Annotated in this window: 24 protein-coding genes; 9 read left to right on the top strand and 15 right to left on the bottom strand. The window is 68.2% G+C overall.

Annotated features, from left to right (window positions below):
• Positions 1-16: 16 nt before the first annotated feature.
• A complete protein-coding gene (locus UK23_RS33105; protein ID WP_045315648.1) occupies positions 17-862 on the top strand; it encodes a PfkB family carbohydrate kinase in 846 nt (281 codons plus the stop codon).
• Positions 826-1,461, top strand: coding sequence for a nucleoside/nucleotide kinase family protein (locus tag UK23_RS33110; RefSeq protein WP_045315649.1), 636 nt, complete (start codon positions 826-828; stop codon positions 1,459-1,461). The genes UK23_RS33105 and UK23_RS33110 overlap by 37 nt, the downstream gene beginning before the upstream one ends.
• Here UK23_RS33110 and UK23_RS33115 read toward each other — a convergent pair.
• Positions 1,458-2,126 (bottom strand): DedA family protein, encoded by a 669-nt coding sequence (locus UK23_RS33115; protein WP_045315650.1) that lies wholly within the window; start codon positions 2,124-2,126, stop codon positions 1,458-1,460. The genes UK23_RS33110 and UK23_RS33115 overlap by 4 nt on opposite strands.
• Positions 2,127-2,382: 256 nt before the next feature.
• Here UK23_RS33115 and UK23_RS33120 point away from each other — a divergent pair, with 256 nt between their 5' ends.
• Positions 2,383-3,759 (top strand): FAD-binding oxidoreductase, encoded by a 1,377-nt coding sequence (locus tag UK23_RS33120; protein ID WP_045315651.1) that lies wholly within the window; start codon positions 2,383-2,385, stop codon positions 3,757-3,759.
• On the opposite strand, the gene UK23_RS33125 is transcribed toward UK23_RS33120, so the two are convergent.
• The 9 genes from UK23_RS33125 to UK23_RS33160 all read right to left on the bottom strand — a co-directional run bounded on the left by UK23_RS33125 (position 3,756) and on the right by UK23_RS33160 (position 11,938).
• A complete protein-coding gene (locus UK23_RS33125) occupies positions 3,756-5,183 on the bottom strand; it encodes an amidohydrolase family protein (RefSeq protein WP_045315652.1) in 1,428 nt (475 codons plus the stop codon). The genes UK23_RS33120 and UK23_RS33125 overlap by 4 nt on opposite strands.
• A 42-nt stretch (positions 5,184-5,225) precedes the next feature.
• Complete coding sequence (locus tag UK23_RS33130) at positions 5,226-6,368, bottom strand: glycoside hydrolase family 18 protein (protein WP_045315653.1); 1,143 nt, start codon at positions 6,366-6,368, stop codon at positions 5,226-5,228.
• Between the two features lie 32 nt (positions 6,369-6,400).
• Positions 6,401-6,970, bottom strand: coding sequence for a TetR/AcrR family transcriptional regulator (locus UK23_RS54665; protein ID WP_045315654.1), 570 nt, complete (start codon positions 6,968-6,970; stop codon positions 6,401-6,403).
• Complete coding sequence (locus tag UK23_RS33140; protein ID WP_045315655.1) at positions 6,913-8,193, bottom strand: FAD-dependent oxidoreductase; 1,281 nt, start codon at positions 8,191-8,193, stop codon at positions 6,913-6,915. The genes UK23_RS54665 and UK23_RS33140 overlap by 58 nt, the downstream gene beginning before the upstream one ends.
• A 72-nt stretch (positions 8,194-8,265) precedes the next feature.
• Positions 8,266-8,940, bottom strand: a complete 675-nt coding sequence (locus UK23_RS33145) for a DedA family protein (RefSeq protein WP_082115167.1) — start codon at positions 8,938-8,940, stop codon at positions 8,266-8,268.
• A 68-nt stretch (positions 8,941-9,008) separates the two neighbouring features.
• On the bottom strand, positions 9,009-9,203 hold the full coding sequence (locus UK23_RS50720) for a hypothetical protein (RefSeq protein WP_082115166.1): 195 nt from the start codon (positions 9,201-9,203) through the stop codon (positions 9,009-9,011).
• Positions 9,204-9,207: 4 nt separating this feature from the next.
• A complete protein-coding gene (gene nagA, locus UK23_RS33150; RefSeq protein WP_045315656.1) occupies positions 9,208-10,359 on the bottom strand; it encodes an N-acetylglucosamine-6-phosphate deacetylase in 1,152 nt (383 codons plus the stop codon).
• Positions 10,356-11,267, bottom strand: coding sequence for an ROK family protein (locus UK23_RS33155; protein WP_052685281.1), 912 nt, complete (start codon positions 11,265-11,267; stop codon positions 10,356-10,358). Before UK23_RS33155 ends, nagA begins: the two co-directional genes overlap by 4 nt.
• 107 nt (positions 11,268-11,374) lie before the next feature.
• Positions 11,375-11,938: a SigE family RNA polymerase sigma factor gene (locus UK23_RS33160; RefSeq protein WP_045315658.1), complete on the bottom strand. Its 564-nt coding sequence runs from the start codon at positions 11,936-11,938 to the stop codon at positions 11,375-11,377.
• 40 nt (positions 11,939-11,978) lie between these two features.
• Here UK23_RS33160 and UK23_RS33165 point away from each other — a divergent pair, with 40 nt between their 5' ends.
• On the top strand, positions 11,979-12,263 hold the full coding sequence (locus tag UK23_RS33165; RefSeq protein ID WP_045315659.1) for a YciI family protein: 285 nt from the start codon (positions 11,979-11,981) through the stop codon (positions 12,261-12,263).
• On the opposite strand, the gene UK23_RS33170 is transcribed toward UK23_RS33165, so the two are convergent.
• Both UK23_RS33170 and UK23_RS33175 read right to left on the bottom strand, forming a co-directional pair.
• Positions 12,253-13,104 (bottom strand): SDR family oxidoreductase, encoded by an 852-nt coding sequence (locus UK23_RS33170; protein WP_045315660.1) that lies wholly within the window; start codon positions 13,102-13,104, stop codon positions 12,253-12,255. The genes UK23_RS33165 and UK23_RS33170 overlap by 11 nt on opposite strands.
• Positions 13,105-13,148: 44 nt before the next feature.
• The gene (locus UK23_RS33175) at positions 13,149-14,075 is read right to left on the bottom strand and encodes an aldo/keto reductase (RefSeq protein WP_045315661.1); all 927 of its coding nucleotides are present in this window, start codon (positions 14,073-14,075) and stop codon (positions 13,149-13,151) included.
• Between the two features lie 31 nt (positions 14,076-14,106).
• On the opposite strand from UK23_RS33175, the gene UK23_RS33180 reads away from it, so the two are divergent.
• Together UK23_RS33180 and UK23_RS33185 are read left to right on the top strand one after the other, a co-directional pair.
• Positions 14,107-14,901 carry a TIGR03620 family F420-dependent LLM class oxidoreductase gene (locus UK23_RS33180; protein WP_052685282.1) on the top strand — a complete coding sequence of 265 codons (795 nt, stop codon included), beginning with the start codon at positions 14,107-14,109 and terminating at the stop codon, positions 14,899-14,901.
• Positions 14,901-15,689, top strand: coding sequence for a TIGR03620 family F420-dependent LLM class oxidoreductase (locus UK23_RS33185; protein ID WP_052685283.1), 789 nt, complete (start codon positions 14,901-14,903; stop codon positions 15,687-15,689). The genes UK23_RS33180 and UK23_RS33185 overlap by 1 nt, the downstream gene beginning before the upstream one ends.
• Here the strand turns inward: UK23_RS33185 and UK23_RS33190 are convergent.
• The gene (locus tag UK23_RS33190; protein WP_045315662.1) at positions 15,679-15,963 is read right to left on the bottom strand and encodes a DUF427 domain-containing protein; all 285 of its coding nucleotides are present in this window, start codon (positions 15,961-15,963) and stop codon (positions 15,679-15,681) included. The genes UK23_RS33185 and UK23_RS33190 overlap by 11 nt on opposite strands.
• A 157-nt stretch (positions 15,964-16,120) precedes the next feature.
• Here UK23_RS33190 and fbaA point away from each other — a divergent pair, with 157 nt between their 5' ends.
• The gene (fbaA, locus tag UK23_RS33195; RefSeq protein WP_045315663.1) at positions 16,121-17,155 is read left to right on the top strand and encodes a class II fructose-bisphosphate aldolase; all 1,035 of its coding nucleotides are present in this window, start codon (positions 16,121-16,123) and stop codon (positions 17,153-17,155) included.
• Between the two features lie 47 nt (positions 17,156-17,202).
• Here the strand turns inward: fbaA and UK23_RS33200 are convergent, their stop codons facing one another.
• Complete coding sequence (locus UK23_RS33200; RefSeq protein WP_045315664.1) at positions 17,203-18,042, bottom strand: SDR family oxidoreductase; 840 nt, start codon at positions 18,040-18,042, stop codon at positions 17,203-17,205.
• An 84-nt stretch (positions 18,043-18,126) separates the two neighbouring features.
• Here UK23_RS33200 and UK23_RS33205 point away from each other — a divergent pair, with 84 nt between their 5' ends.
• The gene (locus tag UK23_RS33205; protein WP_045315665.1) at positions 18,127-18,528 is read left to right on the top strand and encodes a winged helix-turn-helix transcriptional regulator; all 402 of its coding nucleotides are present in this window, start codon (positions 18,127-18,129) and stop codon (positions 18,526-18,528) included.
• Here the strand turns inward: UK23_RS33205 and UK23_RS33210 are convergent.
• Entirely contained in the window at positions 18,499-19,614 is a 1,116-nt protein-coding gene (locus tag UK23_RS33210) for a hypothetical protein (protein WP_045315666.1), read from the bottom strand. The genes UK23_RS33205 and UK23_RS33210 overlap by 30 nt on opposite strands.
• Positions 19,615-19,900: 286 nt before the next feature.
• Here UK23_RS33210 and UK23_RS33215 point away from each other — a divergent pair, with 286 nt between their 5' ends.
• Positions 19,901-20,311: a DUF3151 domain-containing protein gene (locus UK23_RS33215; protein ID WP_045315667.1), complete on the top strand. Its 411-nt coding sequence runs from the start codon at positions 19,901-19,903 to the stop codon at positions 20,309-20,311.
• Positions 20,312-20,405 lie beyond the last annotated feature (94 nt).

Raw genomic sequence — 20,405 nt, forward strand, 5'->3', positions numbered from 1 at the left:
TTTGGAGGAAGCCCAGATGGCAGCCGTGCTGTGTGTCGGGCTCACAACTCTCGACGTGACTCAACGGGTGGAATCGTTCCCGGATCCTGGACAGAAGATCCGCTCGCTCGACGCGGTCCTGTCGCCCGGCGGTCCGGCGGCGAACGCGGCCCGTGCCGTTGCGGCACTCGGCGGAACGTCGTCACTGCTCACCGCACTGGGCGCCGACGCACTGGGTGAATTCGTCAGGGTCTCCTTGGAGCCGGTCCAAGTCACCGCCGTGACCGGAACGACGCCCGTGAGCATGGTCGTCGTCAGAGACGCTGATGGGGAGCGCACTGTCGTTTCCCGCAACGCCTCAGTGCCCGTCGAGGCGCCCGACTTGTCCGGTCTGCTGGAGGGCGTCGACGTCGTGCTCTTGGACGGACACCACGACGGCCTGGTGATCCCCGTCGCCCAGCAGGCGAAAGCTCGCGGATTGCCTGTGGTGCTCGACGCCGGGAGCTGGAAACCTGTCCTCGATCACCTGTTGCCGCTGGTGGACGTGGCTGCCTGCAGTTCGGGGTTCGAGCGGTCCGATGCCGAGGTGCACTCGTACGGAGTGCCGCTGGTCATTCGCACGCACGGTGCGAGGCCGGTGACTTGGTCGCGGAACGGCTCGTCCGGCGAGGTTTCCGTGCCGGCGGTGGAGGTGGTGGACACGAACGGTGCTGGGGACGTTTGGCACGGCGCGTACGCCTACGCGCTGGCGTCAGGTGCAGAGCCGGTGGCAGCCATCGGCTTCGCGTCGGAGGCGGCGGCCGTCCGGGTCGGTGCGGTCGGGGACTGGGTTGAGAGGCTGGCGCGGTGGCAGGACAGCAGGTCAGGTTCGACGAGCTGCTAGAGCGGGCTCGAGTGCTCACCGATCAGGGCGAGCGCAAGATTCTCGGCATCGGCGGGGCACCCGGTTCCGGCAAGTCGACACTCGCGCGCCGGCTGGTCGAGGCGCTCGACGGGCAGGCCGTGCTGGTCGAGATGGACGGCTTCCACCTCGCGCAGAGCGAGCTCGAACGGTTGCGGCTGGTCGAGCGCAAGGGCGCGCCGGACACGTTCGACATCCCCGGCTACGTGGATCTGCTCGGCCGGATCAAGGCCTGCGGGCCGGACATGATCTACGCGCCGGAGTTCCGCCGCGAGATCGAGGAACCGATCGCGTGCGCGGTGCCGGTGCACCCGGACGTCCCGCTGGTCGTGACCGAGGGCAACTACCTGCTGCTCAACTACGACAAGTGGAAGCGCGTCCGGATCATCCTGGACGAGGCGTGGTTCCTGTTCATCGACGAGGACGTGCGCGTGCAGCGGCTGATCGACCGCCACCTGCGGTACGGGCGCACCCTCTCGGAGGCCGAGGAACGCGTGCTCCACGGCACCGACCACGTCAACGCGCTGATGGTGAACTCGTCGAAGGGATCAGCGGACCTGCTGATCACCGAGGTGCTCTAGCGGGCGTGGTGCTCGCTGACATGCCTGAGGTCGTCGCTGCCTTCGTCGATCGGCTTGCGCATCTCCTGCCGGTAGCGCCAGATGCCCCACCCGGTGCCGCCGAGGAAGAACGCGATGCTGACGATCACCGCGGCCGTCTCCAGCCACGGCAGCTCCTGCAGGACGCCCGCGCCGTAGTAGCCGGCGAGCACGAGCGTCGGCACCCACGCGATGGCCCCGAGCGTGGTGGCCAGCGTGAAGCGGCGGAGGTCCATCCGCGCGGCACCGGCGATCATCGGTGCCAGCGTGCGGATCCACGGGATCCAGCGGGCGAGCACGACGGCCCAGAACCCGCGGCGGTCGAGGAAGTCGCCCGCGCGTTTCAGGTTCTGCCGGTTCAGCACTTTGCCACCCTTGCGCGCGAGCACACGGGTGCCGGTGCCTCGGCCGATGAAGTACCCGACCTGGTTGCCGACGACGGCCACGATCAGCGCCACCGCGGACAGAGCCCACGCCGACAGCTCGCTGTTGTGCTGCGCCAGCACCACGCCGGCGGCGAACAACAGCGAGTCACCGGGCAGGAACAGCCCGAAGATGAACGCGCACTCGAAGAAGATGAAGCTCAGCACGATGATCCACACGGCCACCGGACCTGCGGTCTCCAGCGAGGCGAAAGCATGCGCCACGGTTCGCCAGCCTACGTCGTGCTGCGCCGGTGGTACGGCGACATCGGTCTAACGGGATGACGAAATCTTGATTGAGCACGCTCGGTCACCACGTGAACTCCCTCCCCTTGAGATCACTTTCGAGTGAACCAGTCGAATCGGACTAGTGCCGTGGCCACCTGCCGTTGCCCCCGTATTCGCGGCTCTGCCGCGAGGCGCCCTGCTGAGCCCCGAATACGCGGTGACGGCAGGTGGTCACGGCACTAGCGTGGGAGATATGGAGACTCTGCTCGCCGAACTCCGCACCGCCGTCGGTGCCGAGGGTGTGCTCGTGGACGCTGACGTCACGGCGAGCTACCAGCGCGACATGATGCCGTTGGCGCCCTACGGCAGCCCGCTGGCGGTGGTGTTCCCGCTGAACACCGAGCAGGTCCAGGCGGTCGTGCGAGCCTGCGCACGTCATCGCGTCCCCGTTGTCCCGCGTGGAGCCGGCAGCGGCCTCTCTGGCGCCGCGAACGCCGTCGACGGCTGCGTGGTGCTGGTGATGACCAAGATGGACGCGATCGTCGAGATCGACGCCGACAACCGCCTGGCCGTCGTCGAGCCGGGCGTGGTCAACCTCGACCTGCGCGGCGCCGTCGAGAAGGACGGCCTGTTCTACCCGCCGGACCCGAGCAGCTACGACTGGTGCACGATCGGCGGCAACCTCTCCACCAACGCGGGCGGCCTGTGCTGCGTGAAGTACGGCGTGACCACCGACTCGGTGCTGGGCCTGGAGGTCGTGCTGGCCGACGGCGAGGTGCTGAGGACCGGCCGTCGCACGGTCAAGGGCGTCGCGGGCTACGACCTCACCAAGCTCTTCGTCGGCTCCGAGGGCACGCTGGGCGTGATCACCAAGGCCACGCTGGCCCTGAAACCGCTCCCGCAGGCACCTGCCACGCTGGTCGCCGCCTTCAGCAGCACCGCCGCCGCTGGTGCCGCGGTCAGCCGGATCGTCCGCGAGGGCCTGGTGCCGTCGTTGATGGAGATCATGGACCGGACCGCGATCGAGGCCGTCGAGCAGTACCTGAAGACCGAACTGGGTGCCGGACCGGGCTGCGCGGCGTTGCTGATCTGCCAGTCCGACGCGGGCGGTGAGCAGGCTCGTCACGAGCTGCGGAAGATCGAGGAGATCTGCCTGGACGCCGACCTCGTCTACGCGACCGAGGACGTGAACGAGGGCCGCGACCTGCTGGTGGCGCGCCGGTCGGTGCTCATGGCGTTGGAGATCTACGGCTCGTGGCTGACCGACGACGTGTGCGTACCGCGCACCCGCATCGCCGAGCTGATCCAGGGCTGCGAGGACATCTCCAAGGAGGTCGACCTCAAGATCGCCGTCGTCGGCCACGCGGGCGACGGCAACATGCACCCGACGGTCGTCTACGACGCCGCGTCCGCCGATCAGTTCGCACGGGCCCAGAAGGCGTTCGACGACATCCTCGCGCTCGGGCTGGCGCTGGGCGGCACGGTCACCGGCGAGCACGGCATCGGCAAGATCAAGCGGGAGTGGCTGGCGAAGGAGATCGGCCCGGTCGGCCTCCGGGTCCACCGCGAGATCAAACGCGCGCTGGACCCGGAGAACCTCTTCAACCCCGGCTCGATGTTCAGCCTCTAACAGCAGGTCCGCACGGCCGTGGGGAACGGCTCCTGCGCGGCCTTCTCCACGTCCGCGAGCATCTGCCGCCGTTCCGCCGGCCCGAGGGTTCTGCCTCGTGTCAGCACGGTGTGAATCCGCTGTGTGTTGCGGATGTCGTTGAGCGGATTGCCGTCGAGCACGACGAGGTTCGCGGTCTGGCCCGGCTCGAGCCTCGCGTTGCGCGTGCCCGCCTTCACCGCCTGGTGTGGTGAAAGGCCCGCCTGCACCAGGAGTTCCAGCTCGTCGTGCACCGAGAAGCCGGAGAACACGTACGGGTTGCCCGCGTCCGTGCCGACCAGGATCTCCACGCCGTGGTCGTGCATCTCGGCGACCTGGTCCATGCGGCGCTTGAGGAACTCGGCCTGCTCGCGGATTTCCGGTGGCGTCACCGGAGCCCAGTTCTTGAGGCCGTCACGCCAGAGGTCCCGGTAGAACGCCGGCATGTACCTCATCCGCGGGTCGTTCGCGAACCGGTCCGCCGGGCTGGAGTACACCCGCATCGCGACCATCGTCGGACACAGCGCGGAACCGTTGCGCCGCAGGAGGTTCGCGAGCTTGACCGCCTTGGGCCGGCTGTGCGTGAGCGCTGCCTGGCGTTCGAAGTCCAGCACCTTTCTGAACCACGCGAACGGGTTCGCCGGGTCGAGCGGCAGGTCCGCGATCGCTTGGCGCAGCTGGGTTTCCTGCGTGCTCGTCGCGAGCGGCAGCCCGTACATGTGCTCGAACGTGCGCTGCCCCAGGTCGCTCGCATCGCCCAGCGCCACGTGGTCCGAGCAGTGTCCGGCGAACGTGATGTCCTGCTGCGCACACTCGTCCGCGATGGCCGCGAGCGTTGCCCTGTCCAGGTACGAGTAGACCTTCACGAAGTCCGCGCCCTGCGTCTTGGCTTCACGCACGGCCTGACGCCCTTCTTCAGGCGTGGCAACGATCTGAGCACCCGGCAACGTCGAGTGCGGCCCGTCGATGATCGAGCTGCCGACGACCAGCTTCGGCCCGAACACCTCCCCGCGCTCGATTCGTTCGCGCAGCGCGTAGATCGGCGGGAAGCCCCACATCTCGCGGATGCCCGTCACGCCGTTGACCAGGCACAGGGGCAACGTGATGCGGTCCAGGTACGCGCCGTGCACGTGCATGTCCCACAGGCCCGGGATGACGAACTTGCCGGCGAGATCCAGCACCGTGGAGCCGCGCGGCAACGGCAGGTCGCACGAGCCGACCGCGAGAATCCTGTTGTCCGCCAGCACGATGGTGGCGTTCGGACGCGTTCCGGCCGAGTCGACGAGCGTGACGCCTCGCAGGGCGGTGACGCCGACAGAAGCACTGGCCGGGCTCGGTGCGAGCACTGCCGCCGCACCGAGCCCCGCCAGCCAGCCCAGCACTTCACGTCGAGTGGTGTCAGTCATGCCGTTCAACCAACACCTTGACGTTACGTCAGACTCAAACCCTCATCGGGACATCGCCTTCAGCAGCGAGTACTGGGCGTCGTCGCTCCCCAGCTCCCACATGAACGTGCCGAGCAGCCCGCGCGAACGGGCGAAGTCCGCGCGGATGCCGATCGACCGCGGGTTCTCGTACGACACGAACTTCTTCTCCGCGGCGTTGTAGAGCCACGGCGACTGCGCGACCGGGTGCCAGTACTCCTGCCAGCCAGGAGTTGCTTTGAGCTTCAAGGCGTCTTCGTAGCCGTCGACCCAGAACGCGCTGTCGTAGGGCTGGTAGAGGCCGTGCTGCGGGCCCTCGGTCTTCACGTTGAAACCACGGCCGTAGAACGGGGTGCCGAGCACCATCTTGCGCGGGGAGACGCCGTGCCGTTCGTAGTAGTTGATGGCGCCGGCGACGTTGTTCCACTTGCGGTCGGCGGCGGGCATCGGGTCGTTGTAGACCTCGCGGAAGGGAGCGTTGAACGTGGCCACTGGCGAGAAACCGGTGCCCATGTCATAGGTCATCACGTTGATGAAGTCCATGATCTGCGAGAGCTCGCGCAGTTCGAACGACTTCGCCGGGTCGTACGAGCCGTCGGTCTGCAGGCGGCCGGTGGGCAGCGCGGCGGTGAGCAGGCGTTTGCCGAGCGCGTGCCGGAACTCGCGGGTCAGCAGCGTCATGTTCCGGCGATCTTCCGGCCGGTCCTCGATCTCGGTGGGACCGCCGTAGACCGGGAACTCCCAGTCGAGGTCGATGCCGTCGAACGTCCCGTCCTGGAAGAACAGGTCCACACAGGACTGAACGAGCGTCTTCCGCGACTCGACCGAGAAAGCCGCGTCGGAAAATCCGCCCGCGCCCCAGCCGCCGAGTGAGATCACGGCCTTCAACGAAGGCTTGCGCTTCTTCAACGCCCGGATGTCGGCGAAGTCGCGAGCCGCGGTCGGCGCCGGCATCACGCACTTGCCGTTCTCGATCAAAGCGAACGCGTAGAACAGGTGCGTGATCGGCGTGTTCGTGGGAATCGACGAGATCGGCTTCGACTCGCTGTACCAGTTGCCGTAGTAGGCGCCGACGATCCTGGGCGGGGACGCATCGGCGACACCGACGCCAAGTGAGACGGAAAGTACGGCCAGCGCGGCCGCCAATCCCTTGCGGAGCAACGACATCACTGGCCTCCACCTGGTGGTTTAGACCAAAGCTATGGCTGGTACCCGGTGTGCCGCAACAGAGACTTCAGATACGTCTCCAGTTCCGCCGCCGTGCTCTGCGCCGGATTGGTCAGCGAGTGGTAGAAAAGCGCACCTCCGACCATGTCCAGCACGAGGCCGAGGTCGGTGCCGGGTGGAAAACCGGGACGCAGCAGCTCCTTCAGCGCGGCCCGGCGCGGGGCGATGAACAGCTCCCAGTAGCGCTTCATCAACTCGAAGTTGTCCGCCGACGCACCCACGATCCGGCGCAGCAGCTGGACCGACGAGGGCGTCGACATCAGCGCGGCCCAGCCCTTGATCGTCTCCTCCGGCGGTGCGACGAGAATCCGCTCCGGATCGAGCGCCGCGACCTCGCGCGGCAGCTCGATCACGCTGAACAGCAGTTCTTCCTTCGTGGCGAAACGGCGGTAGACCGTCGCACGGGTCACGCTCGCGCGACGGGCCACCTGCTCGATCGACGTGCCGTCGAGGCCGCGCTCCAGGAACAGCTCGAACGCGGCCGTCAGGATCGCGTTGTCAGCTTCGGGGTCTCGGGGACGCCCAGCACTTCGTTCAGCCACGCGGAAAACCTTTCAGAGGGACCACGCCACGCCAGGTGCCCGTCCGGGCGCACCAGCAGCGTGTCACCGGCGCGTTCATGGTGCACGACGTCCCCGAGTCGCTCCCGCGCCACCTCCAGGCACGTCGGCGGCCCCGCCAGCACCCACTTGCCGGTCCGTGCGAACGCGGGCACCCGCTCGCCACCACGCCGTCCGATCGCCAGCGGGCCGGAGTACTTCACATCGAGCTGCGAGGTGAACCGCACGAGCCGCCGCTGCACGAACGGGAGGCCCAGCAACGGCCACAGCACGCGGTCCCTGATCGTCCGCGTGACCACACCGGATCCCATCGCCAGTCGCGTCGCCGGTGTCGTCGAGGCGAGCACCCGTGCGCCGATCGGCCTGCGTTCGGCTTCGTAGGTGTCGAGCAACGCGGCAGAAGCCCTGCCCTGCACCACGAGCGCGAGCTTCCACGCCAGGTTGTCCGCGTCGCCGAGGCCCGTGTTCATCCCCTGTCCGCCCAGCGGGCTGTGGATGTGCGCGGCGTCGCCCGCGAGCAGGACGTTCCCGCGCCGGTAGGCCGCCGCCTGCCGCCGGTGGATGCGGAACGTCGACTCCCACTCCACCTCGTCGATCGGCCCCGGCGTCCAGCGTTCGCCGTTCGGTGACATCACCCGCCAGACGCCGCCGGGCAACGGGAACACACTCGTGATGGACGTTCCGTCGACGAACAGGTGGATCGACTCGCGATCCAGATCCCACTCGCCGTGGACGTCCCGCAGCAGGAAGTTCTCCATCACCGGTTCGCCCTCGAACGCGATGCCCGCCGTCTTCCGCACCGCCGAGTGCGCGCCGTCGCAGCCGACGAGCCAGTCCCAGCCCGAGACCGTCGAGATCGGCGTGTTCCACTCGATCTCCACGCCCAGCGCGGACAACCGGTCGCGCAGCCGTTCCTCCACCCACGCCTGCGACACGATCAACTGACCCGCGTCGCGCAGGAACCCCATGTCCAGAGCCACCGCCCCGTTGATGCGCAGTGCTCGCAGTCGCACCGCCTTGTCCGGCAGGTCGCCCAGCGCCCCCAGCCTCGCGAGCACCTCGACACCGCGCGGCTGCAACCCCAGCGCGCGCGACGTCGTGGCGGGCCCTGAAGCCGCGTCCACGACCCGAACATCCACCCCGAACTGTCGGAGTCCGCACGCCAGCGCCAAGCCGGTCGGACCCGCCCCCGCAATGATGACCATACGAATACAGTACAGCTCTGTATTCGAATCTGGCCAGAGAAAAACCCGCCTGCCTGAACAGGCGGGTTCAGCTCAGCGCTCGACGCGCGGGATGATCTGCGTCGAGTCGTCCTGGTGGACCTGGGCGTCCATGACCTGGGTGATGTCGTCCGCCTCTTCCTGCAGGAGCGACTTGTTCTCCTTGCGCGCCTTGATCACCTCGAAGATGATCGGCACGACCGAGATCAGCACGATCGCGATGAGCGTGAGCTCGAGGTTCTTGCGGATGAACTCCACCTGGCCGAGGAAGTAGCCCAGGACGGTCAGGCCCGCGGCCCACGCCACCCCGCCGATCGCGGAGTAGGTGAAGTACTTCTTCGGGTCCATGCGCCCGACGCCGGCCATCGCGGTGATGAACGTGCGGACGATCGGCACGAACCGCGCGAGGACGATTGCGCGCGGGCCGTACTTGTCGAAGAACTCCTGCGTCTTGTCGACGTACTCCTTCTTGAAGATCTTCGACTCGGGTTTGCTGAACAGCGCCGGCCCGGCCTTCTGGCCGATGTAGTAACCGCAGACGTTGCCGACGAACGCGCACACCGTCAGCAGCGCGCAGACGAGCCAGAGCGGCGTCGAGATGTGACCTGCCGCGACGAAGAGACCCGCCGTGAACAGCAGCGAGTCGCCCGGCAGGAAGAACCCGACGAGGAGTCCGCACTCGGCGAAGACGATCAAGCACAGCCCGACGAGCATCCACGGGCCGAGCATCGTCAGCAGTTTTTCGGGATCCAGCCAGTCAGGGCCCAATGCAATCGTCACGGCCACAACGGTACAGGTCAGCCGAGCGTGATCACTGCGGCCACCGTGCCCGCTGCCAGGCCCAACAGCAGGGCGAGGCCCAGCACCAGCCACGCGGGCATGGGTGCCGGGCGTTCCTCAGGAACTGGGACAGATACGGCAAATCCGGCATTGGTGCTGGTCGCCTGCGCACGCAACGCGTCGGTCACCAGCCGTTCCGGATCGTCCGCCATCCACCTATTCCTTGACCCACTCGCCCTTGCTCATCACGTCCCGCGGCTTCAATTCTGCATCGAGCACCACGATGTCCGCCGCGCAACCCGGCTGGAGCTTGCCCGTGTCGAGGCCGAGCAGCTCCGCACCGCGCGTCGAGGTGGCGTACGCGGCCTCCACGAGTGACAGCCCACAGGAGTTGACGGCGTTGCGGAAAGCCATGTCCATGGTCAGCGTGCTGCCCGCGAGCGAAGCGCCGCCCGCCAACGTCGGCACGCCGTCGACGACGCGCACTTCGAGCCCGCCGACGTCGTAGACGCCGTCGCCCACACCTGCGGCCGCGATGGCGTCGGTGATGAGCACCGTGCGCTTGAGGCCCGCGTGGTGCGCGGCGAGCCGGACCGCCGTCGGGTGCAGGTGCACGAGGTCGCAGATGAGCTCGACGGTGACGCGTTCGTCGTCCAGCAGCGCGCCGATCGGGCCGGGCTCGCGGTGGTGCAGCGGGCGCATGCCGTTGAACAGATGCGTTGCGACGGTCGCGCCGGCGTCGACGGCCGGGCGGACCTGGGCCTCGGTCGCGTCGGTGTGCCCGATGGCGGCGAGGACGTTGTTGTCCACGAGCTGCCGCACGGCCTGGACCGCGCCCTCCAGCTCGGGTGCGACGGTGATCATCCGGACCGTGCCCTTGCCCGCGTCCAGCAGCTTCGTCACCGCGGTCTGCTCCGGCGGGCACAGGATGGCCGGGTCGTGCGCGCCACAGCGGGCAGCGGACAGGAACGGGCCTTCGAGGTGGATGCCGGCGACGACACCCTCCTGGACCAGCTCGGCCAGCGCGGACACCTGGTCGGCCAGCTCCGGGACCGGGCGCGACACCAGCGAGGCGAGCATCGTCGTCGTGCCGTGCTTGCGGTGGGCGGACGCGGCCTTGCGGATCTTCACCGGATCGCTGCTGGTGAACGCGTCACCACCGCCGCCGTGGCAGTGGATGTCGACGAACCCGGGCACGATCGTGCCGCCGCCGACGTCCGTGGTCGGTCCGTCGGGCGCGACACCCTGGCCGACCGCGGCGATCCGGCCGTCCCGGACGCTCACCCACCCGTTCTCGAGCACCCCGTCCGGCGTGACGACCCGACCATTGGTCAGGGTCACGTCGACAGGTCCACCCCACGTGCTCATGACGCCTCCAGCATGTCGATGGCCAGCAGCGCCGCGCCGAGGAAGCCCGCCTCGTCGCCGAGCGCCGCGAGCCGCAGCTCCGGTCGGCGCTGGAAGGCGATCAGCCCGTCCAGCCTTTTCCGCAACGGGTCCACCAGCAGGTCTCCTGCGAGTGCGAGCCCACCGCCGAGCACAACGGCTTCAGGGCCGAGCAGCGTCGCCAGCACCAGGATCCCCCTGGCCAGCGCGTCCACGGCCTCTTGCCACACGGCGACAGCGTCCTGCTCCCCGTCGGACACCCTGCGTGCGACTTCAGCGGCGCCGTTGACGGGGGTGCCGGTACGTGCGGTGTACCGGCGGGCGATCGCCGCGGAGGACGCCACTGTCTCCACGCAGCCGATCTGACCACACGCGCAAGGCACGCCGTGGCCGACGTTCACATGTCCGATCTCACCCGCGTAGCCGTCGCCGCTGAAGATCTTCCCGTCGAGCAGCAGCGCGCCGGCGATCCCGGTGCCGATCGGCATGATCACCGCGTTGCGCAGGTCCTTCGCGGCACCCATCCGGCACTCGGCGAGCCCGGCGGCGCGGACGTCGTGTCCGAACGCGACGGGAACGCCCAGCCGTTCCGTGAGGACGGTGCTGAACGGGAACTGGCTCCACGGCAGGTTGGTCGTGTACACGCCGACACCGCTGGCCTCGTCCACGATGCCCGGCGCCACGACTCCCACGGCGTCGATCTCGTGCTCGGAGGCCTGCCTGAGCTCGTCGACGAGCTCGGCGATCACGGCCAGGAGCGGCTCCAACTCGGACGGAGTCGTCCGGCGGGCGTGCTTGTGCGCCGCCACCGCGTCCGGGGTGCCGGAGACCAGCGCCGCCTTGGTTTCGGTGCCACCGATGTCTACGGCGACCACGTGTCTGCGTGCCACGAGGACTGATCCTGCGGCATCGGAGCCCTATTGGTCTATACCAAGTACCGGATTGGGGGCGTGTTCGTACGCACTGGAACCGCTCTCACCGGGCAAAACGGCGATTGTCAGCCAGCCATGATCTTCTGCAGGGCGTCCAGCGCGCGGGAAGCCGTCGACTTCACGGTGCCCTTCGAGATGCCGGTCGCCTCGGCGATCTCGGCCTCGGACAGGTCGCCGTAGTAGCGCAGCACGAGCACCTCGCGCTGCCGCGGCGGCAGTTGCTGCAGGGCCTTGACCACGGCCTGGTGCTCGGCCGTCAGCATCGCGAGCGACTCGGCCGACCGGGCGTTCGCCACGTGCGGCGGGGTGTAGTCGCGCGCGGTCTTGCGCCGACGCAGCACGCTGCGTGAACCGTTGACCACGGCCGTGCGGAGGTAGCCCACGGCCGCCTGGGCGTCGCGCAGGCCCTTCCAGTTGCGGTGCAGACCGGCGAACGCCTCCTGCACCACGTCCTCGGCCGTCGACGGCTCGTCGACCAGCAGCAGCGCGAGCCTCACGAGGCGCATGCGGTGCTGTTTGTACAGGTCTTCGAGTGTGAGGGGCCCTGAGGGAGGTCCTGCGACGCCGTCCTGGATCCGCAGGTTGGTCAGGGTGTCCTGCACGGTGCGCGGGGTTTCGTCGCCAACCACAAGGTAGGACGGTACCGGTCGACTTCACTACGGTGGTGGCATGGCCCGCTTTGCAGTCGAATTGGTGTTCGGTCCCGATCGCGAGAAGCGCCTCGCGGTGCGCCCCGCCCACCGCGAGTACATCGCCTCCCTCGCCGAGAGGGGAACCGTCCTCGCCGCAGGTCCGTACGCGGACGACACCGGCGCGTTGATCGTTTACGACGCCCCTGACGAGGCGACGTTGAAGGAGATCATCTCGGCGGATCCCTACACACCCGCGAACGTGATCATCAAGTGGGAGATCCGGGTGTGGAACGTGGTGCTGGGGAGCTGGCTCACCGACTAGCGGCTCGACCACCCGGTCCGACCAGACCGGACGTGTCCGATTTCGCCATCTCGAGGTCGGCCGCCGCGACCTCTTCGACCGCCTGGCGGTCCACGACCATCGGCGTGAACGCGCGGAAGTACTTCAACGCGCCGACCCAGCCGGGGACGTGGACCGCCTTCGCTCGTTTCCCGACCCCGCGCACCACGGCCCTGCCCACGTTGCGGACCGGGTACTTCTTGCCTGCCAGGCCCGGCATGCCCTTGCGCAGCTTGCCGAAGACCGGGTGCTCGTCGGCGCTGTCGACCATGTCCGTGGAGATCCACGAGAAGTACGCCGTGCCCACGTCGACGCCGAGGTGCCTGACCTCCGCGCGCAGGCTGTCCGCGAACGCCTCGCAGCCCGCCTTCGCCGCCGAGTAGGCCGCGTTGCCGGGGATGTGCACGATCGCGGCCAGCGACGACACGACCAGGCAGTATCCGCGGCTCTTGATCAGGTGCGGCAGCGCCGTGCGGACCGTGCGCCACACACCGAGCAGGTTGACCTCGATGACCCGCTCGAACGCCTTCGGGTCCATGGAGCGCACGAACCCGGTGGCCGCGATGCCCGCGTTCGCGATGACCACGTCGATGGCGCCGAAGTGCTCGGCGACCTCGTTCGTCACGCGTTCGAGCACGTCCCAGTCCGTGACGTCGGCTTCCCACGCCTTGCCGCCGGTCTGCCGTGCGACCTCTTCGAGCTGGGCCTTCTCGAGCCCGACGAGCGCGAGACGAGCTCCGCGCGCGGCCAGTTGCCTCGCCACCTCGGCGCCGATGCCCCTGGCCGCGCCGGTGATCAGTACCACCTTGCCCGTGACGTCCATGCCGTCACGGTAACGCAACCTACTCCCAGTAAGCTACTGGCAAGTTAAATTGCGCTCAGACGGTCGACCTCGGCCTGGGTGAGTTCCAGGGTGAGGACCGGCAGGAGGTCGCTGAGCTGCTCCAACGTCCGGGCGGACGCGATCGGCGCGGCCACCGTCGGCTGCTGGGCGAGCCACGCCAGTGCCACCGAGGCGACCGTGGTCCCGTGCGTCTCGGCCAGCTCGTCGAGCACCTCCAGGACCTGCAGGCCGTGCTCGTCGAGGTGCTTCGAGGCGGCTCCGGCCCGCGGACTCTGGACTTCGACGCCCGGCCGGTACTTGCCGGTGAGGAAGCCCCTCGCCAGCGAGAAGTACGGCAGCGTCGCGAGCCCGTTCTCGGCGACGGTGGCCTGCAGCTCGCCCTCGAACTTGTCGCGGCTGACCAGGTTGTACTCGGGCTGCAGCGCGACGAACCTCGCGAAGCCCTCGCGTTCCTGGATCTCCAGCGCCTTCGCCAGCCGTTCGGCGGAGAAGTTGGACGCCGCGATGTAGCGGACCTTGCCGTCTCGGACGAGTTGGTCGTACGCGGCGAGCGTCTCCTCGAGCGGCGTGTTCTGGTCGTCGAGGTGGTTGTAGTAGAGGTCGATCTGGTCCACGCCCAGCCGCTTCAACGAGCGGTCGGCGCTGGTCAGGATCGTGTCGCGCTTCTGGTTGTTGAAGCCGGCGAGCATGCCGACCTTGGTGGCGACCACGACGTCGTCGCGGTTTCCACGCCTGGCCAGCCACCTGCCGATGATCGTCTCCGACTCGCCGCCGGAGTTGCCGTCGACCCAGGCGGAGTACACGTCCGCGGTGTCGAGGAAGTTCCCGCCGGCCTCGGTGTAGGCGTCGAGCACTGCGAACGAGGCGTCCTCGTCGGCCGTCCAGCCGAAGACGTTGCCCCCCAGGCAAAGTCGGGACACGTTCAAATCAGTGGTGCTCAAGATCGGCATAACACGAACGTAGTCCTTGTTGGCAAGCGGTATGGACAAGTTCGGAGTGTGGGCGCAGACCGGCACGTGGGCCGCCAGGATCGACGACGCCGCGTGGCTCGAAGAGCTCGGCTACGGCACCTTGTGGGTCGGTGGATCACCGGACGCCGATCTCCACGTGCCGGAGTACCTGCTCGACGCCTCGAAGACGATCAACGTGGCCACCGGGATCGTGAACGTGTGGACCTCCGAGCCCGAGGACGTCTCGCACTCGTTCCAACGAATCGGCAGCGACCGGCTGTTCATCGGCATCGGCGCCGGTCACCGGCAGGTCAACCAGGGGTACGAGAAGCCGTACGCGCGGCTGGAGTCCTACCTGGACCGGCTGGAAGTTCCTGTGGACAAGGTGCTCCTGGCCGCGCTCGGGCCGAAGGTGCTCGGGCTCGCGGCCTCCCGCACCGCCGGCGCGCATCCGTACCTCGTCCCGGTCGAGCACACCGCCGCCGCTCGCGCGATCCTCGGCGACAAGCTGCTCGCGCCCGAGGTCACGGTGGTCGTCGAGGACGATCCGGCCACCGCACGGGCCATCGCCCGCAAGCGCTTGGAGATCTACCTGTCGCTCACGAACTACACCGGCAACTGGCGGCGGTACGGGTTCGAGGACGCCGACTTCGCGGACGGCGGCTCGGACCGGCTGGTGGACACGTTGTTCGCCTGGGGCACCCCGGACCAGGTCGCGGCGAGGCTGCGCGAGCACCTCGTAGCGGGTGCGGACCACGTGGCGATCCAGTTCCTGAACGGCCACCACGCGGAGTTGGCCGCCGCACTGCTGCTGAGGAGCCGGTGATGCTCGGAACGTTCGGCGTGTGGGGATCGCACTACCAGTGGGCCGACCGGATCAGCGACATCGCAGAGCTCGAGGAGCTCGGGTTCGGCACGTTCTGGATCGGCAGCTCACCCGAGATGGCGCTGGTCGAGCGGGCGTTGGACGCCACGAAGTCGATCACCATCGCGACCGGTATCACCAACGTCTGGCAGACCGAGCCCGAAGCCGTGTCAGCCGAGTTCGCGAGGCTCGGCACCGACCGGTTCGTGCTCGGCGTCGGCGTGGGCCACCGCCAGATCGACCAGGCCTACGAGAAGCCGTACGACAAGCTCGTGTCGTACCTCGACCGCCTCGACGTGCCGCAGGACCGGCTGCTGCTGGCCGCGCTCGGTCCGAAGGTGCTCAAGCTCGCCGCGGAACGCACGGCCGGCGCACACCCGTACCTCGTGCCGCTCGAGCACACGGCCGAGGCGCGCAAGGTGCTCGGCGGCAAGCTGCTCGCGCCGGAGGTGACCGTGGTCGTCGAGGAGGACCCGGAGGCCGCGCGGGCCATCGCCCGTGAGCAACTGTCGTACTACTTCAGCCTCACCAACTACACGAACAGCTGGCAGCGCTGGGGCTTCTCGGTGGACGAGGTCGCCGCGCCCGGCTCGGACCGGCTGATCGACGCGCTGGTGGCGTGGGGCGGCCCCGAGCAGGTGGCGGAGAAGCTGCGTGCCCACGTGCACGCCGGCGCGGACCACGTGGCCGTTCAGTCGCTGAACGGCCACTACCCCGAACTGGCCGCGGCGCTGCGGCTCAAGGAGTGATCTCGACGCCCTTCCAGAACGCGACGCGCCCCTTGATCTGCGCCGCGGCCTCCTTCGGCTCGGCGTAGTACCAGGCCGCATTGGCGTTCTCGGCGCCGTTGACCTGCAACGAGTAGTAGTTCGCGGTGCCCTTCCACGGGCAGAACGAGGTGTGTTCGGTCGTCGTCAGCACGGCCGGGTCCACGGAGTCCAGCGGGAAGTAGTGGTTGCCCTCGACGACAACTGTGTCGTCGCTCGAGGCGATGATCTTGCCGTTCCACTGAGCGGTTGCCATGTCATCCAGTGTCCCCGTACCGGCCAGTAACGCAGACCACCTGGTCAGCTGGTACTTGATCGATCACTACGAAGAGCTGGCCGCCGCACCGGCCCCGTGACACGTGCTCGTAGGATGCGGTCGACACGGCGTTCAGGGCACCTGAGGAGGACCACCGATGCCCATCGCAACTCCCGAGGTCTACGCGGAGATGCTTGACCGGGCCAAGGCGAACGAGTTCGCCTACCCCGCGATCAACGTCACCTCGTCGGAGACTCTCAACGCGGCTCTGCGCGGATTCGCCGAAGCCGAGAGCGACGGCATCATCCAGGTCTCGACCGGTGGTGCCGAGTTCGCCTCGGGCACCAAGGTCAAGGACATGGTGACCGGCGCGGTGGCGCTCGCGGAGTTCGCGCACGTCGTCGCCGCCAAGTACCCGGTGAACATCGCGCTGCACACCGACCACTGCCCGAAGGACAAGCTCGACGGGTACGTGCGTCCGCTGATCGCGATCAGCCAGGAGCGGGTGGACAAGGGCGGCAACCCGCTCTTCCAGTCGCACATGTGGGACGGCTCGGCCGTGCCGCTGGAGGAGAACCTCCAGATCGCGAGCGAGCTGCTCGACCTCTCCGCCAAGGCGAAGATCGTCCTCGAGATCGAGGTCGGCGTCGTCGGTGGCGAGGAGGACGGCGTCGACAACGAGATCAACGACAAGCTCTACACGACGGCCGAGGACTACCTGAAGACCGTCGACGCGCTCGGCGCCGGTGAGAAGGGCCGCTACCTGCTCGCCGCGACCTTCGGCAACGTGCACGGCGTCTACAAGCCGGGCAACGTCAAGCTGCGCCCGGAGATCCTCAAGCAGGGCCAGGACGTGGCAGCCGAGAAGCTGGGCCTGCCGGCCGGCTCGAAGCCGTTCGACCTCGTCTTCCACGGCGGCTCCGGCTCGCTGCTGGAGGAGATCCACGAGGCCGTGTCGTACGGCGTCATCAAGATGAACATCGACACGGACACGCAGTACGCCTTCACCCGTCCGATCGCGGCGCACATGTTCGCGAACTACGACGGCGTGCTGAAGGTCGACGGCGAGGTCGGCAACAAGAAGGCCTACGACCCGCGCAGCTACCTCAAGGCAGCCGAGCAGGCCATGGCCGCCCGCATCGCCCAGGCGTGCGAGCACCTCAAGTCGTCGGGCCGCATGATCGCGGGCTGAGTCTTGCCGTGAAAGGGCCCCGGTATCTCGCCGGGGCCCTTTTGCTTTCAGCGGAACGCTTCGACGTTGCGTTCGGCCCAGTCGGCGAACGTGCGCGGGGCACGGCCGAGGATCTTCTCCACGTCCGGGCTGACGCGCTGCTCGGCTTCCGTCGGGGCGCCGAGGATGTCCAGCGTGTCGTCGGCGACCTCGGCCGGCATCAGCTGCTCCATGCCCGCCTTGGCCTCGGCACGGGTGAGCTCGTGGAACCGGACGGGCTCGCCCAGCGCCTCGGCGATGGCCTCCGTCTGCTGCCGCGGCGTGATGACCTCCTGGCCGGTCAGCTCGTACACCCCGCCGGTGTGCCGGTCGTCGAGCAGGCTGGCTTTGGCGACCTCCGCGATGTCCGCCGGGTCGATGATCGGCACGCCGACGTCGCCGAACGGTGCTGCGACGGTCCGGTTCGCGCGGACCTGCCCGGCCCACCACAGGGCGTTGGACGCGAAGCCGCCCGGCCGCAGGATCGCCCAGTCGGCGCCGGAGCTCTTGAGCGTGTCCTCCAGTTCGCGCGTCGCGATCCGCGTCGGCCCGAACGGCCTGGTCGCCACGCCCTGCGAGGAGAGCAGGACGATCCTCTTGATGCCGTCGCGCGTTGCCTGGCCGATGATGTCGGCCGGATTGGCGCCGGGCGCGTGCAGGTCGCCCGAGAGCAGCAGGAACAACGCCTCGGCTCCGGCCAGTGCGGGTTCGAGGCTCGCCGGGTCGGCGAGGTCTGCCTGGACGTGCCGGACGCCTCGAGGCACGGCCGCCACGTGCCGCGACACGGCCGTCACCTGCTCGCCTGCCTCGGCCAGCGCCCGCGTCAGCGATCGGCCGATGTTCCCGGTCGCCCCAGTCACCACGATCATTTCCAGCTCCTTCGTCGTTGTGCGGACGACGTTAGGAACCAGGCTTACTTTTCGTAAGGACGTACCTCTGGGTAAGCTCCGGAGGTGGCAGTCGGAGTTCAGTTCACGCGGTCCGAGTCGACGGAGCGGTATGAGGTGTTTCACACCAACTGCCCCGCGCGCGAGATGGTCGACCACGTCACCAGCCGGTGGGGCATCTGGGTGTTGATCTCGCTGCAGGCCAACGACCTCAGGTTCTTCGAGCTGCGCGAGAGCATCCGCGGCATCAGCGAGAAGATGCTCTCCCAGACGCTGCGCGGCCTCGTCGAGGACGGCCTGATCTGGCGCCGAGTGGAGCCGACGACCCCGCCCCAGGTCACCTACGGGTTGACCGAGTTCGGGCGGGACGTCGGCGAGCCGCTCGCCGACCTCTTCGGGCGGATCACCCGGAAGCTGTCCGCGGACTTGGAAACCGCCCTACCCGAGTTTCAGCCGCGAGGCGATTAGCTGCATCTCCGGCCGGTGGATCACCATGTCCCCGACCGTCCACAGCACCGCCAGCAGCACCGCCGTGACCGCTGCCGACGAGAACGAGATCGGCGGCCCCCACAGGTACTCCTGCTGGAACCAGATGCCGACGTACCCGACGGTCGTGACGGCAGCCGAACCCAGCACGGCAGCGGCCGGCGTGGGCATCTTGATCAGGTGCGCCGCGTCGATCGCGAGCCCGACGAAGATCAGGAACAGCGGCACCGCGGACTTCGGGAAGTCGATCCCCGCCAGCAACGGCCAGATCAGGCACCGGTAGGCCACGTAGCCACCCACAACGGCCGTCGCGGCCCACGGCTTGTCGATGGTCCTCCGCGCGATCACCAGGACGATCGCGGCCGCGACCAGCCCCCAGACCGGGTAGACCCAGTCCGCGATGGGCAGCGCGAAGTGCACGACGGCTTCCCTGCCGACCGGGACGCCCATCTGGTCGGCGGCGAACTGCAGCAGGATCGGCTCTGCCTCCGGCTTGCCGCCGTCGTAGGCCTGCAGCGCGCGCACGCCGTACTCCTGGTGCTGGTTGGGGAACCAGACGTTCTCCAGGAAGAAGAACCACAGCGCGACGAGCCCGAACGTACGGGCGTTGCCCTGCGGGAAGTACTTCATCCAGCCGCGGATCGCGCCGGCCAGCATCACGGCCGTGCCCAGGTACAGCAGGGCGTGCGAGCCGGACCAGCTGGTGATGTCCAGGCCGTTGATGCGGTGGTTGATGACGTCGATGGGCAGGGCGACCAGGAAGATGCCACAGCCGATCTGCATCAGCCGGAGCGTCAGCTTGTCGACGCCGTAGCCGGTGAACGTGTGGAAGAGCGTGAGCCCGACCACGATCACCGTGCCGACGGTGTTGATCAGGTGGGGAGGCGCCAGGTCGTCCCGCAGCCACTTGAAGTGCCAGGAGACGTCCCAGGACGAGCCCAGCAGCTTGAGCGTCAGGCCCACCAGCCAGAGCTGGTAGAGCTGCTTGGTGAGCTGTGCCGGTGTGGACCTGCCTGGTGTGCCCCGCTCCCAGTACTGGTCGCGGAAATGCCTTACCCCCTGGATCATCCGAACATCATGAGCGGCGTTGGTGGTTCCGGGAAGGCCGAACCACCCTGGTTTTACCCTGATGTTTCCAATTCGTGTGCACGATCGGGTGAGCGGCGTTGATCTGGCCGGGGTAGCGCGGGAGCATGCCCGACCATGAACAAGAAGATCATCGCTGGGGTGCTCGTGACTGCGCTCATGCTGGCTGTCGTGGCTGCTGTGATGAGGGTGTTCATCTCGTAGCTCGACCGTTGCCTGCTCGGGGCGGGCATCTCGTTCGCGGTGTTCGTGGGGCACGATGGGCCCCATGGTTGAGAACCTTCTCGGGCCCGAGCCGACTCGTTTGCCTGATCGGCCTGAGGCTCAGGCCGCTGCTGATGGTGGGACTGATCCCGGCAAGATCGTTCGGGCTTACCCCGACTTTTCCGAGGCTTGGGCGTTGTTGGCTGAGCGGGCCTTGCACGCTGGGGATCCGGTGGCTGCGTATGCCTACGCTCGCACTGGCTACCACCGCGGGCTCGACCAGTTGCGTCGGTCCGGGTGGAAGGGGTTTGGGCCCGTGCCTTGGGACCACCGGCCCAACCAGGGGTTTTTGAGGGCGCTCGGTGCGCTGGCGCGGGCTGCTCGGGAGATCGGGGAGGACGAGGAGTGGGAGCGGTGCTCACAGTTCTTGGCTGACTCTGATCCGAAGGCGCCGGCGGCGTTGGGGCTGGTCTGATTTCGGGCCGCCTGGTGGGGGCGCTTTTTCGGGGCGTGTGCGAGCCGCGACTTGGGCTGGTGGTCGGCTTGCGTTGAGCGGGTCTCGTTGCGTG

Origin of the sequence: Lentzea aerocolonigenes, assembly GCF_000955955.1 — a bacterium.
GTDB lineage: Bacteria > Actinomycetota > Actinomycetes > Mycobacteriales > Pseudonocardiaceae > Lentzea > Lentzea aerocolonigenes_A.

Coding starts and splice junctions, on each gene's coding strand:
- UK23_RS33105 (WP_045315648.1), top strand. CDS start 17: ATGGCAGCCGTGCTGTGTGTCGGGCTCACAACTCTCGACGTGACTCAA.
- UK23_RS33120 (WP_045315651.1), top strand. CDS start 2,383: ATGGAGACTCTGCTCGCCGAACTCCGCACCGCCGTCGGTGCCGAGGGT.
- UK23_RS33125 (WP_045315652.1), bottom strand. CDS start 5,183: ATGACTGACACCACTCGACGTGAAGTGCTGGGCTGGCTGGCGGGGCTC.
- UK23_RS33130 (WP_045315653.1), bottom strand. CDS start 6,368: ATGTCGTTGCTCCGCAAGGGATTGGCGGCCGCGCTGGCCGTACTTTCC.
- UK23_RS33140 (WP_045315655.1), bottom strand. CDS start 8,193: ATGGTCATCATTGCGGGGGCGGGTCCGACCGGCTTGGCGCTGGCGTGC.
- UK23_RS33145 (WP_082115167.1), bottom strand. CDS start 8,940: ATGCTCGGCCCGTGGATGCTCGTCGGGCTGTGCTTGATCGTCTTCGCC.
- UK23_RS50720 (WP_082115166.1), bottom strand. CDS start 9,203: ATGGCGGACGATCCGGAACGGCTGGTGACCGACGCGTTGCGTGCGCAG.
- nagA (WP_045315656.1), bottom strand. CDS start 10,359: ATGAGCACGTGGGGTGGACCTGTCGACGTGACCCTGACCAATGGTCGG.
- UK23_RS33165 (WP_045315659.1), top strand. CDS start 11,979: ATGGCCCGCTTTGCAGTCGAATTGGTGTTCGGTCCCGATCGCGAGAAG.
- UK23_RS33170 (WP_045315660.1), bottom strand. CDS start 13,104: ATGGACGTCACGGGCAAGGTGGTACTGATCACCGGCGCGGCCAGGGGC.
- UK23_RS33175 (WP_045315661.1), bottom strand. CDS start 14,075: ATGCCGATCTTGAGCACCACTGATTTGAACGTGTCCCGACTTTGCCTG.
- UK23_RS33180 (WP_052685282.1), top strand. CDS start 14,107: ATGGACAAGTTCGGAGTGTGGGCGCAGACCGGCACGTGGGCCGCCAGG.
- UK23_RS33185 (WP_052685283.1), top strand. CDS start 14,901: ATGCTCGGAACGTTCGGCGTGTGGGGATCGCACTACCAGTGGGCCGAC.
- UK23_RS33190 (WP_045315662.1), bottom strand. CDS start 15,963: ATGGCAACCGCTCAGTGGAACGGCAAGATCATCGCCTCGAGCGACGAC.
- fbaA (WP_045315663.1), top strand. CDS start 16,121: ATGCCCATCGCAACTCCCGAGGTCTACGCGGAGATGCTTGACCGGGCC.
- UK23_RS33200 (WP_045315664.1), bottom strand. CDS start 18,042: ATGATCGTGGTGACTGGGGCGACCGGGAACATCGGCCGATCGCTGACG.
- UK23_RS33210 (WP_045315666.1), bottom strand. CDS start 19,614: ATGATCCAGGGGGTAAGGCATTTCCGCGACCAGTACTGGGAGCGGGGC.
- UK23_RS33215 (WP_045315667.1), top strand. CDS start 19,901: ATGGTTGAGAACCTTCTCGGGCCCGAGCCGACTCGTTTGCCTGATCGG.